Source organism: Tunicatimonas pelagia (genome assembly GCF_030506325.1).
GTDB lineage: Bacteria > Bacteroidota > Bacteroidia > Cytophagales > Cyclobacteriaceae > Tunicatimonas > Tunicatimonas pelagia.
On sequence record NZ_CP120683.1, the window covers coordinates 4,741,275 to 4,753,987 of the forward strand.

General features: G+C 44.4%; 11 protein-coding genes. 5 read left to right on the plus strand and 6 right to left on the minus strand.

Features of this window, described 5'->3' with window-relative positions; all coding sequences use genetic code 11:
- Positions 1–21 precede the first annotated feature (21 nt).
- Positions 22–1,425, minus strand: a complete 1,404-nt coding sequence (locus P0M28_RS20345; protein ID WP_302204659.1) for a TonB-dependent receptor — start codon at positions 1,423–1,425, stop codon at positions 22–24.
- 126 nt (positions 1,426–1,551) lie between these two features.
- On the opposite strand from P0M28_RS20345, the gene P0M28_RS20350 reads away from it, so the two are divergent.
- Complete coding sequence (locus P0M28_RS20350) at positions 1,552–2,676, plus strand: DUF748 domain-containing protein (protein ID WP_302204660.1); 1,125 nt, start codon at positions 1,552–1,554, stop codon at positions 2,674–2,676.
- 3 nt (positions 2,677–2,679) lie between these two features.
- Here the strand turns inward: P0M28_RS20350 and ispG are convergent, their stop codons facing one another.
- Positions 2,680–4,671: a (E)-4-hydroxy-3-methylbut-2-enyl-diphosphate synthase gene (gene ispG, locus P0M28_RS20355; protein WP_302204661.1), complete on the minus strand. Its 1,992-nt coding sequence runs from the start codon at positions 4,669–4,671 to the stop codon at positions 2,680–2,682.
- Between the two features lie 155 nt (positions 4,672–4,826).
- Positions 4,827–5,537, minus strand: coding sequence for an SDR family oxidoreductase (locus P0M28_RS20360; protein WP_302204663.1), 711 nt, complete (start codon positions 5,535–5,537; stop codon positions 4,827–4,829).
- 286 nt (positions 5,538–5,823) lie between these two features.
- Between P0M28_RS20360 and P0M28_RS20365 the strand changes: the two genes are divergently transcribed.
- The 4 genes from P0M28_RS20365 to P0M28_RS20380 all read left to right on the plus strand — a co-directional run bounded on the left by P0M28_RS20365 (position 5,824) and on the right by P0M28_RS20380 (position 9,074).
- Positions 5,824–6,171 (plus strand): helix-turn-helix domain-containing protein, encoded by a 348-nt coding sequence (locus P0M28_RS20365; RefSeq protein WP_302204664.1) that lies wholly within the window; start codon positions 5,824–5,826, stop codon positions 6,169–6,171.
- The gene (locus P0M28_RS20370; RefSeq protein WP_302204665.1) at positions 6,165–7,481 is read left to right on the plus strand and encodes a type II toxin-antitoxin system HipA family toxin; all 1,317 of its coding nucleotides are present in this window, start codon (positions 6,165–6,167) and stop codon (positions 7,479–7,481) included. The genes P0M28_RS20365 and P0M28_RS20370 overlap by 7 nt, the downstream gene beginning before the upstream one ends.
- Positions 7,482–7,499: 18 nt before the next feature.
- Positions 7,500–8,231, plus strand: a complete 732-nt coding sequence (locus P0M28_RS20375) for an MlaE family ABC transporter permease (RefSeq protein ID WP_302204667.1) — start codon at positions 7,500–7,502, stop codon at positions 8,229–8,231.
- Between the two features lie 93 nt (positions 8,232–8,324).
- Positions 8,325–9,074: an ABC transporter ATP-binding protein gene (locus P0M28_RS20380; protein WP_302204668.1), complete on the plus strand. Its 750-nt coding sequence runs from the start codon at positions 8,325–8,327 to the stop codon at positions 9,072–9,074.
- 12 nt (positions 9,075–9,086) lie between these two features.
- Here P0M28_RS20380 and P0M28_RS20385 read toward each other — a convergent pair whose 3' ends face one another.
- From P0M28_RS20385 to P0M28_RS20395, 3 genes are all read right to left on the minus strand, one after another.
- A complete protein-coding gene (locus P0M28_RS20385; RefSeq protein WP_302204669.1) occupies positions 9,087–10,115 on the minus strand; it encodes a serine hydrolase domain-containing protein in 1,029 nt (342 codons plus the stop codon).
- A gap of 104 nt (positions 10,116–10,219) precedes the next feature.
- Positions 10,220–11,485, minus strand: coding sequence for a gluzincin family metallopeptidase (locus tag P0M28_RS20390; protein ID WP_302204671.1), 1,266 nt, complete (start codon positions 11,483–11,485; stop codon positions 10,220–10,222).
- 22 nt (positions 11,486–11,507) lie between these two features.
- Entirely contained in the window at positions 11,508–12,620 is a 1,113-nt protein-coding gene (locus P0M28_RS20395) for a glycoside hydrolase family 5 protein (protein ID WP_302204672.1), read from the minus strand.
- Between the last annotated feature and the right edge of the window lie 93 nt (positions 12,621–12,713).

The window sequence follows — 12,713 nt, forward strand, 5'->3', positions numbered from 1 at the left end:
GTGGTAGCGTAGTGCAAAATATCACTTCGCTTCCTGATAATCAAATAGCTCTTTCGTCTTGATCGCTTCAGACACTTCGGGGGGTACCATTTTTTCCCAGCCGGTTTGCCCCGAACGGATCATGGCTAACACATCATCGCTGTAGATAGAAAGGTTGTCTTTGCTCGTGGGCTGCACATCCACAATCCGACTAGTTTCGCACAAGTATTGATAAAGTTTAGTCAACTGCCCAGGAAGTTTTAAGTCGTCAATACACAATAGCTCTTGAGTTTCGGCATGGCAGGCCGGGTATACGTACAGCCGAATGTTGCGCTTAAATAAGGTGCCAAAGGCTTCTAGAATGCCTCCGCTCAAATCGCGGTAGTAATCTTCGTCAAAGAGCTGTTGCAAGCTCTTAATTCCTAACACAATAGCAATCTTGCCCCGGGTAACTTTAGAAATGTAGCTGGCGAGCGAATAGTAACGTTGGTAGTCGGAGATCATTACCTTCTGACCCAGTGAGCTCAGAAGATCTACCCGATGCAGAAAGTCATTATCATCAATTTTAGCATCGTCGGTGAGGCTGTGCAAGGTTAGCTCCGAAATACGGATCAGGTTTTCTTCTTCAATAGGTTCGGTTTCGCGAAAAGCCTGTAAACCAGCGTGAAGCATATCCATATTCACGTGCGTAACCGGGCGAAAGCGTCCCCGAAGAATCATTACGTTCTTTTTATACAGAGCTTCCTGCGGTTGCAATACCTCTCCGTCGGCATCAAACATAGTAGCTCGACTTAAACCGTGTTTTACTAGTTTGAGAGCCATCAGCCGGTTATCCACCGAAGTGAAGTCGGGTCCGGTGAGCCGGAAAAAATCAATCTCTATACGGTCGTTGGCTATGTTATCTACCAACGAGAGCATCATCTCTTGTGAGTCTGACATGGTAGTGCAAGCATATATTAGGTTCACTCCAAGTACCCCCACGGCTTGTTGCTGAAGGCTAGCTTCGTTATCGTGCAACAACACGTGGATGATGCATTCATTCATACCACCCTGTGGCTCGCACTGGAACCGTAAGCCCAGCCAGCCGTGCCCCTGATTGGTTTTGTGGTAGTTGAGTGTTTCTACGGTATTGGCAAAAGCGAAAAACTTAGTAGTTGGAGCGATTTCCGAAAGTCGGGCCCGCACTAGGCGCATCTCGTGCCTAAGCATTCCGGCTAAGCGTTCTTCGCTAACGTAGCGTTTGATCTTTCCGTAAATCTCGTCGCTAAATTTCATGTCGTAGGCCGATATGGTTTTAGCAATAGTCCCTGAGGCTCCGCCTACTTTGAAGAAGTTGGAAGCCGTTTCCTGACCCGCTCCAATCTCGGCTAAGGTTCCGTAGATGCTACGGTCTAAATTGAGGGCTAACGCTTTCTCTTTAGTGGATGGAGTACGGCTGTTGTTCATAGGGACTTTCTTCTAGGATAACATTACTCACCAGATAGGGTTTACCATGTATATCGCATCAGCTAGTCTTATTGTTTTTTACTAGCGCAAATACGGTAGCTGTTTTTTTAACCTGAGCCTAACTTTATGAAAACCTTATTCATCATCCTAACTATTCTCAGTATTTTAATTGTTGCGGCAGTAATTGCGGTTGATCCGGTAGCGGAAACTATTATAAACCGTCAGTTGAGTAAAGCCAAAGCGATTCAAGGAGAGGTTGGTCATGTGGACGTCGATTTATGGAAAGCGGCTATCCATATTGCTGATACGGAGATTTATCGCAGCGATGATCGGGAAGGATCGCCCATGTTCTCAGCCGATACTATTTTTGTGGATTTGCGTTGGAAACCTCTGTTGCAGAAAACGTTGGTGGGCGATGTCTACCTAAAAAATGCTGAGTATAACCACGAAATGAGTGAGGCATCTAATCAATCAGAAAACCCACAGTCCTACTACCATTCAGTGCCTATCCGGCTATTAGCTTCAATGTCAGATTCATCTAAATCTAACAACTCAAGTAAAATTCCTCCCTTTACGGTTGATAGCTTACGCATTGAACAGGGAAAGGTTCACTTTCGGGATGTTTCTACCGACCCGCCGCTTACGGCTTCTTTAACCGATCTTACCATCGACGGGAAAAATATTTCTAATCAACCCCAAAGCGCGCAGCAGTTTCCGGCTTCGTTGCAAGTGGAAGGGACTACCACCGGAAACGGCGAATTTACGTTGGATACTAAGATGGATCTACTCCCAGATCGTCCGGCACTTGTATCTGACTTAGCAATTAAAAGTATTGATTTGCCCGCTTTAAATGATTTTTTTGAAGTTTATACTGGCATCAGCATGAATGAAGGGCAACTGGACATTGCTTCAGAATTGGAGGTGAATAACGGAGTGATTGAAGGCTACGTTCGTCCCGACCTGAAAAACATTGAAGTAGTTGAGTTTGGATCCGGTTCTAACTCTGGTAGCGGACTGTTTGACAAAAGCTGGGAGCTGATTGCCGGTTTGGGTTTACAAATCTTAAAAACGGGTGGCGATCAGTCACTGGGACATATCCCGATTCGCCAAACGTATACTGAGAAGGCTGAGAATCAGCAAAAATCGGTTTTTGAGTCAATCGGTGAAGCTGTTTCGGAGGCATTTGAGAAAGAAATTGATAAACAACAATCACAATCGCCTACGCGAACTTCACCGAGTGGTTCACAGTAACTGCTATTGCACCGGAAGCATCTCAGGTTCAATCCAGTTATCATCTTCCCGAATTAGCTCAATTAGTTCGTCTACGGCTTGCTCGGAGGGAACGTTGCGCTTAACCACATCCTGCCCCCGATACAAAGTGATCTTTCCTTTGCCGGAACCCACGTAGCCGTAATCGGCATCAGCCATTTCACCGGGCCCGTTAACAATGCAGCCCATAATCCCGATTTTGACTCCCTTCAAATGATCGGTGCGTTGACGAATCATAGCGGTGGTTTCCTGAAGATCGAACAGCGTACGTCCGCAGGAAGGGCAGGAGATGTACTCAGTTTTGGACATACGGGTGCGAGCCGCCTGCAAAATACCGAAGGAGATACCGTTGTTTCGTTTTATCTCATTGAGCTGTTCAGCGCGATCATCCGATAGAGCAGTGCTTAGCATAATGCCGTCGCCAAAGCCATCGATCAACAAGCCGCCTACATCGGTGGCCGCGTACAACGGAAGTTGCTCTTCGTTAGCTTCCGTATATTTCCGCAGTACAATCACAGGATTGGATACTTGCGCTTCCAGTAGGTTGAAGAAGAACTTACGCTGCTCGGGCATGGCGTGCTGATTTTCGGTATCCAGCAGTAGCACCAGCGTAGCATCGTCCTTGAGTGTGTGAATGAATGTATCGTTCCAGTCTTCTAACCGAGTGTGCAGAAAATTTAATTGCTGATGACGAGCTTCGTTCTGCTGGTACTCTTTTAGCGATAAAAATAGCGGATATTTATTCTGCTGATCTTCTTGCTGCTGCCACACCGTGAAGTTCTGAATCTCTTTCAATCCGTTGGGCAGCATAAAATCTATGGGGCTTTGTCCGGTGTAGACATAATCACAGCCTTGGTCGTTCATCGTCCACTTGTCTAGTTCCGGCAGGTAAAAATGTCCTACGTGCTTTAGGTCGCGGTACGTCCACTCGGTAACCGCCGACACATCGGCAATTACTCGGGGTACATTATCACCTCCAACATTCGCTACCGATTGGGAGCGACGGCGGGAGTAGCTGTACGGATCAGCCGGAATATTCTCTACGGGAGGAATGGGTTGATGGGGAGTACGATGATCGTAGCGTTTCACCAAATGATAAGCTACCGGAACTTCTTCCTCCGGTTCTTCGGTGAGCGAAACCCGCACGGTATCACCCAATCCATCTTCTAGCAGTGTACCAATGCCTACGGCAGATTTTATGCGTCCGTCTTCGCCATCACCCGCTTCAGTTACGCCCAGGTGCAGTGGGTAGGGCTGCAAGCCTTCTTCGTCTAACTTCTGCACCAGCAAACGGTAGGCCTGCACCATAATCTGGGTGTTGCTGGCCTTCATGGAAAGTACCACCTCGTAGTAGTTCAAATCTTCGCAGATGCGGAGAAACTCTAACGCAGATTCTACCATGCCCAGCGGAGTATCACCGTAGCGACTCATAATCCGATCAGAGAGTGAACCGTGGTTGGTACCAATTCGCATAGCGGTACCGTATTCTTTGCAGATTTTTACCAGGGGAGTAAATCGCTCGCGGATGCGGTCAATTTCAGCTTGGTAGCTGGCATCATCGTACTCAATCGTCTCGAACTTCTTCTTATCTGCGTAGTTTCCCGGATTGATTCGTACTTTTTCTACCAGTCGAGCAGCCAGTTCGGCAGCGTTAGGGGTAAAATGAATATCGGCAATCAGCGGAGTCTCGTGTCCTAACTTTCGCAGTTCCTTCCGAATATTTTCCAGGTTCTTAGCTTCTTTAATGCTAGGTGCCGTAATTCGAATATACTCGCAACCGGCCTCAATCATGCGTAAGCACTGCTCGACCGAACCCTGCGTATCCATAGTATCCACGGTTGTCATGGATTGTACTCGAATGGGATTGGTTCCGCCCATCGGCAAATCGCCAATATTAACCACTCGAGTGGGTCGGCGAACATACTCCGTCAGACTTGGACAGTAGGGTTGGAATGAAGCAATTTCGGAAGTAAGCATTTTGATAGTGTTATGGTGCGATAGTGTTAAGGTGTTATGGTTCAGAGTTGTTTAACACGAAATTAGAACTCAAAATCATAGCTGTAAGTACTCTAGCACTACGGACTATAACACTATACTACTAATATTTGTTGCTATGGCAAATAAATCAAAATTTAGGTAATATCGCCCAACTGGGGGCGCATTAAAATTTCTTCAATTACGGTTCGGTCGGAAAGTTGGTAGGTGCTAAATACTGCTTCGGCTATATCTTCGGGTGGCATGAATCGTTCTTCCGGTAAGTCGCTTCCGGCCCAGCTGTTAGTCAGTGTAGCTCCCGGCAAAACGGAGGTGACTCGAATGTGGTGTGGTTTCATTTCTTCGCGTAGCACTTTACTCATGCCCAGCAGAGCAAACTTACTGATGCAGTACGAACCACCATTGGTGTACGCCGTAATGCTGGCGGTAGAACAGATATTGAAAATATGCCCCCGCTTTGCTTCTATCATGGCCGGAACTAAGGCGCGAGTCAGGTGATAGGCACTGTACAAATTGGTCTCGATCTGCTTTTCCAGTGCACCGTCTTCTTCCTGGTAAATTTGTCCTGGTAAAAATACTCCCGCATTGTTCACCAAAACTTCTACCGGAATGTTGGTTGCCTGAACCATCTGAGCAAAGTCAAGAACGGCTTCTTTTTTGGAAACATCCGTCGGACGAATAAATACCTCAATACCGGGATGCTTTTGGGTAAGTTTGGTTTGTAAAGCCTGCAAGTCAGCTTCGGTACGGGCACAAAGAGCCAGTGAAAACCCTTCGGCGGCAAAGCGTTGAGCGAGAGCTTTGCCAATCCCTTTTCCGGCTCCGCTAATAACGACTAATTTTTTCATGAACGTATATTCTGTTGTTACGTAAAACCATTTGTTGATTACTTGGTAGAATAGCTGGAATTAAGAAAATTATGGTTACCCCGCTTCTACTGAGCATAGTCACGTTGTGCTCTCTTTTTATGTTACAATTGTCTTTAGTATGTATATGGAGTTGGCAATTACTAGCATAGTGCTAATTTTTGACTACGATGTAAGTTTTTACCAACAATAAACGTATGTATTTACTCACTTTTCTTATCTTTGAGCTAGTAAATATCGGCATTACGCGTAGAAAAAGCGATTAAAGATGGTAAATGCTAACATTGAATGGACTGCCTTAAGCGATAAAGCTATAATTTCTCATATTGGTGAATACATAAAACACCAGCGTTTACTTCAAAATAGAACCCAGGCGAAAATTGCGGAAATTGCAGGGATTAATCGCTGGACAATGAGCAAAATTGAAAACGGGGAACCCATATCACTAATCTCATTAATACAGATTCTACGAGCACTCAATTTATTAGATATACTCGAGGTCTTTAAAGTTCAAACTCAGTTTAGTCCTCTTGAACTCGCTAAGTTAGAGAAACAAAAGCGACAAAGGGCGAGCACAATCAAAAATGATGCGGAGCAAAAGGAAAGCGAATGGTAGAGGTGAAGACAGCATTCGTCAAAATTTGGGGGCAAACTGTGGGAGCCGTGGCCTGGGATGAGAATCAGAGGTTGGCGACTTTTGAGTACGAACCGAAGTTTAAAGTAAAGAATGTAGACTTGGCTCCTATCAAAATGCCTATTCAGTCTAACCAGCTAATATTTTCGTTCCCAGAATTAAAGCCTGTAAAAAACAGTGAATACAATACTTTTAAAGGACTGCCGGGCTTATTAGCCGATGTGTTACCGGATAAGTACGGAAACCAATTGATCAATATTTGGTTAGCACAGAATGGTCGCCCGGTAGATAGTATGAACCCCGTAGAACAGTTGTGCTTTATTGGAACAAGAGGTATGGGGGCATTAGAATTTGAACCAGCGCAGTTCAAGTCAACTAAAACACCTTTTCAAGTTGGGATCGATAGCTTAGTTGATATTACCTATCGGATGCTGAACGAACGAGAGAGGTTTGAGGCTAATCTAAAAAAAGAGGAGCAGCGGACGATGACGGAAATACTAAAAATAGGAACATCGGCCGGGGGAGCGAGGCCAAAAGCAATTATAGCCTACAATAAACAAACCGGGCAAGTCCGTTCCGGGCAAACCGACGCACCAAAAGGGTTTGAACATTGGCTGATAAAGCTGGATGGGGTAAGTGACGACCAGTTTGGGGCAAGTAAAGGGTACGGACGCGTTGAAATGGCCTACTATCACATGGCGAAAGACTGTGGTATAGACATGATGGAGTCTACGTTACTAGAAGAAAATGGGCGGGCACATTTTATGACCAAAAGGTTTGATAGAGAAAATGGTGGTACGAAACACCATATTCAAACGTTTTGTGCCATGCAGCACTACGACTTCAATGAAGTTAGGAGTTATAGTTACGAACAATTATTCCAAACGATGAGAATACTTCGCTTGCCGTATCCAGATGCCGAGCAAATGTACCGTAGAATGGTTTTTAACGTTATTGCTAGAAATTGCGACGACCACACCAAGAACTTCTCTTTCCGGCTTAAAGAAGGAAGCGGCTGGGAGTTAGCACCCGCCTACGATGTATGTCATGCCTATCGGCCGGATAGCCTTTGGGTGAGTCAACATGCTTTAAGCATTAATGGAAAAAGGGTAGGAATTGAAAAAAGTGACCTAATAACTTTTGCCAAAGCAATAAATATAAAAAAATCAGAAGCTATAATTTCTGAAATAAATGATAAAGTGCAACATTGGGATAACTATGCTGAGAAGGCAAACGTAGGAGACCAACTACGGGGCTCCATAAAAGCAACATTAATAAATTTTGAGAAATAAGAATTGTAATACTCATTTATGAAAAGCATTGGCTCTTACTTATTGTTTATTGGTACGTTGTTTACCCGAATGGAAGTGTTCAATATTTACGTGAAGCGTACTATTGACGAGGCAGTGAAGATTGGAATTAATTCGTTAACCCTGGTAGCGATTGTTTCTACCTTTATTGGAATGGTATCGACCCTTCAGACGGCTGCCAACCTGGTGAGCGCGTTTATTCCCCGTAGCGTGGTTAGCTTGGTCGTACGTGATATGACGATTCTCGAGCTAGCTCCCACTATTACTTCGGTAGTGTTGGCCGGTAAAGTGGGTTCCAATATTGCGGGTGAACTAGGGACTATGCGAATTTCTGAACAGATTGACGCGCTAGAGGTAATGGGAATCAATTCGGCTTCCTATCTAATTGTGCCGAAGGTACTAGGAGCAATGCTGATGTTTCCACTGCTGGTGATTGTGGCGGGCTTTTTATCGCTGTACGGCGGTTACCTGATCGGCACGTTCATGAACGTAGTTACTGGACAGGAATACGTAGCTGGTCTGCGAACCGAGTTTCAGCAGTATAACGTTTTTGTGGCGTTAGTGAAGTCAGTGGTCTTTGCCTTTTTGATCTCGACGGTTTCTGCTTATCAGGGGTATAACACAAGAGGGGGTGCTTTGGAGGTAGGCCAGGCTAGTACTACCGCCGTGACCAATAGCTGTATTGCGGTGCTTATTGCCGATTACGTGGTAGTTTCAGTTTTAATTCAATGAATGGCTAAGAGCGCGGAGCTAGGGGCTTGGTATTAGAGATATCTGTTTTCTCCTTGTGCCCAGCTCCCTGCCTTTACATCAATCATTAAAGTTATGATCCATATTGAAGATATTAAAAAGGCCTTCGGCGATAAAGAAATACTAAAGGGTATCAGCGGGGTTTTTGAAAAAGGACAGACTAACCTGATTATCGGGGCTAGCGGTACCGGAAAGAGTGTGCTACTCAAGTCTATTGTGGGTTTAGTGCCACCCGATACCGGAACTGTTTACTACAACGACCGAGATTTTACCCACGCCGATAAAGACTTACGAACCGAAATTCGTCGCGAGATTGGAATGCTGTTTCAAGGAGTAGCTCTGTTTGATTCGCTCAATGTGGAAAACAACGTGAAGTTTCCGCTGGATACGCTAACCGATACGCCCGAAGATGAGAAACTTGACCGGGTAAACCACTGCCTGAAGCGAGTAGGACTAGAAGGCTCTAACAAGAAAATGCCCTCCGAACTCAGTGGCGGAATGCAAAAACGGGTCGGTATTGCCCGGGCGATTGTAAACGATATAAAGTATCTGTTCTGCGACGAACCCAACTCCGGCCTCGACCCCCAAACTTCGGTGCTGATTGACGAGCTTATTAAAGAAATTACCGAAGAGTTGGGTACCACCACCATTGTGGTAACTCATGACATGAACTCAGTAATTGGCATTGGCGACCATATTCTGTTCTTGTACAAAGGCCATAAACTATGGGAAGGTAGCAACAAAAATATTATGGATACCGATGTACAGGAGCTACGCGACTTCCTGTTTGCCAATAAATTAATGCGGGCGGGGGCTACTTTTTAGAAACGCTTACCATCAAATATTCCTTTTCATAATCTTATAGATCTCCTCAGATAGTTCGTTCACGTTTCCATGCTTCTGATTGGTTAGAATAGCGATAGTAATTCCTTCTTGCTTGAATCTTCGGACTACGCACTCGTAATTACCGCTAGAACCGTGGTGGAGGTGCTCAATAATTTCGTCATCTTCCCAATCGCAGCGACCTAGTGGTGCCTGAATATTATCACCCGCTTTAGCTTCTTGGGAAAGAAATCTGACCGACTCTTCACTCACGATCTCAAAATATCCTAGTTGCTGAAACCAATTGGCTAGGTCGCGAGCGGTACTACTGAATAGTATTCCACTCACCGCTAGTTTATAATCATCCTCATCGAACTCATCATCGAAAGGTACGGCCATTAATGATCTATCTTCATAAGGGTATTGATCTTTGATGACCGTGCTTGGCATGTCGTAAGGAATGAATATATTTTCAGTTACATATTTATTGAAATTCGTGTTGGTAACATTCTCAACTATTTTGATGAGCAGAATAGGGCTGTTATTGGTATAGAGGTAATCGGTACCTGGTTCAAAGTCAAGGATCTCGATGTTCTTAATTTCGTCCATTATTTCAGCCTCAGTCACGTTGATCCCCTGGCTGAAATACGATCCCCAATCAATTCTGGGTAGCCCACTGGAGTATTGTAATAAATGCTTTATCGTCACTTCCTGTGACCATTTGGGTAATTCAGGAATGTACTTAGCGATATTTTCATCTACCTTGATTTGCCCCTTTTCCACCAACTGCATAATAGCTACCGCTGGGAATTCCTTATAAACCGACCCGATGTTGAAGCGATAATCTTCAGTGAGTAAAGTAGTTTTTGAGCCGTCAGCGTATCCGAATGACTTTTCGTAAACGGTCTCTCCGTCTTTAATCACTAATACATTTCCATTTAGCTTTCCTTCCTGATGTTTCTGAGTAAGATAAGCGTCAATGCTTTCTGGATTCTGACATCCGAAGAATAGCGCGATGAAATGAAGAAGAACGAGGTTGGTCATGCAAATCCTGTTTTTTGTGAACAAATGAACTTGCAAAGTAATACGAAATGATGGTTTAATTAGCAGGTAAGACCAATTGTTTACTGCATTTTTAGGCAGAATTCTTAGAACTTTTGGTCAAACTCTTCCGCTATTTTACTACCAGCTACTTCTTCAACAATCTGAAGGAACTCTTCGTATCGGCTTATCTTCTCTGAGGAGGTTCTTTTCAGAATCGCATAAACTTTTTCTTCTCCTGCCTCATTTAGTAAATCAGCCATTACTAGAGAACCTTTCCAGTATAAATAGAGGTGCCTTTCTTGCAAATTTTGAATATCCCAAGATTTGATGCTCCCTAGCTCTTTGGTTTGCTCTCTGTAGTAATTAGTGAGTGATTGCATATTCTTATCTCCGTATTTTTCATTACGCGCTAACAGCTTAGAAAACTCGGCTAATCCCTCGTTCAAAAAATCATGGTAGGTACCTAGGGTGCCGTGGCGCCACCAGAAATGGGCAATTTCGTGACTCAAAACGTCATACTGTGCATCTGCATTCCGCCCGTTGTTGAGCATAATAAACTTTCCGTTAGCAGAGAAGCCGCCGTTGCTAACGCCCTCGATATCCCGATTAGGAAAGAAAATCTTCATATGATTAGTTTTGCTCTCAACAGCCCCAAACCTTTCATCAAAGAAAGTTAAAAGCTGTTGGGTATATTGCTGTAAACTATCGACCAAAGGATCATCAGGTTCTAAAACGTAAAAATCAACGGTGTATGGAGTTACACTTGTTCGAGTCCGATGCAGTTGATCGGAGAGCATTACGATAATCCTACCCGGAGTTACGAGCTCTTCATGAATTCTCCACTTGGTCTCTTCCTGTTGAATAACCTCTCCGGCTGATATTACTTCGTACTGGGAGGGGGCAGTTAGCGTAATATCGTAAGTAAGCCAAGATTCTTCTAACGATACTGGGTACCACATAGCTCCTACTGATAGTTCCGTCCAAGCTGGAGTAATATTACCACGATCTATGAACTGATCGGCTTGTATAGTTCCTTCGTATGTGAAATGAATCTTGGTTTCACCACCCTCTTTTATTTCGTCCTTAAAACGGATATGGACTTCTGCAACATGAGAAAGAAAGCCTTCTCCGTTTGTGAACCATATAGAGTCCACGTCCTCGCTAGTTACCTCTATAGGTTGAAAGGCACTATTTAGCCAATAAACGATATCTGTAGTAGGTTTATCGGCAATAAAGTCAAGTTTACAATTAACTTTTAAGTACCCTTCGGAGGGCTTCACTGCTACATCAATCCGATAGTGGTTGCTCAGACTCTGAGCATACGTATTGAAGCTTAATGCGAGCAAAATTAGAAGAATAACTTTTTTCATAAGGTTAGGTCTATTTGTAGAGTTACGGACTAGATGCTACAATCTCTACCAAATCTTCATTAGGCTCTCCCTCATTAGTTACTAGGCCGAAATTGCCGCTTTTGTAGTCCCAATTGGCGTAGGCGATACCGTTTTCTTCAAAAATGTCGATCATATCCTGGTACCAGCGCAGGCGGTCTTCCTGAGGGGCAGAGGTGATTACGCCCCACTCACCGCAGTAGAGGGGGAGATTTAATTCTTGAGCTACGCGCATCGGTTTCGCCATCATTTTTTCCAGTGTATCACGGTGGTAAGTGTGCATTCGCTCTTCGACGTAGGCTTTTTGGGTATTAGGTAGTGTATCAAACTCAGCTTCGGTTACGATAGGACCGGGGTAGTGTACCGGACCTTCGTAGTTGGCAATATTGGTCCAACTGGCTTGGTAATGGGTAAGTAAAAATGGTTTGTAAAAATGAAAGCTTAGCAGAATGTTAGGATCATTTTCTGGTACTTTAAGTTCGTCAAAGGTATCAACGCTTTGCCATCGGTTACTACCAATTACAATCACTCGATCTGGTTCCTGCTCCCGAATTACCCGCACTGCCCGGGCTACCAGTTGATTCCAGTTTTCGGGATCATCGGCAACGGGTTCATTCATCAGTTCGTAGGCCAGCATTCCGGTAGGGTAGAAGTTTAATGAATCTGACAGTACTCGCCATAAGTCCATAAATTTTTCCTGGGCAGCAGGTTCAGTCCACAGCGGTTTTTCGTCTTCGTTAAAATGATGGGAGCGCAGAATATGTAGATCAACAATCGCTCGCAGATTCTCTTTCTGGCACCAATCCAGGGCATTTGTTAGTAGCTCAAAGGCTTCGGGTTCAGGGTTACCCGCTTCGTCAAACATTTGCTCTTCGTCAATCGGAATCCGCAGATGATCAAAACCCAGTCCGGCTAGATATTCTACATCATCCTGGGTGAAAAACGCTTGGCGTTCAGTCCCTCTACGGCTACTCTGCGATAACCAGTGGGAAATATTGGTGCCTTTATGCAAGGTGAATTCACCATAATTGCTACCGACTGACTCGTCCGGTTCATCAGTGGTAGCATTCTGGCAGGCGATTAATATTGCGAAAAGAAGATAGTAAGCGACTTTCATAATTTTAGGTTTAGATTGTGAAAGTAGAATAATTGGCGGGAAAATTCAATCTTCGATAGTGTTACAGTGTTTATGTGTTATAGTCCATAGTTT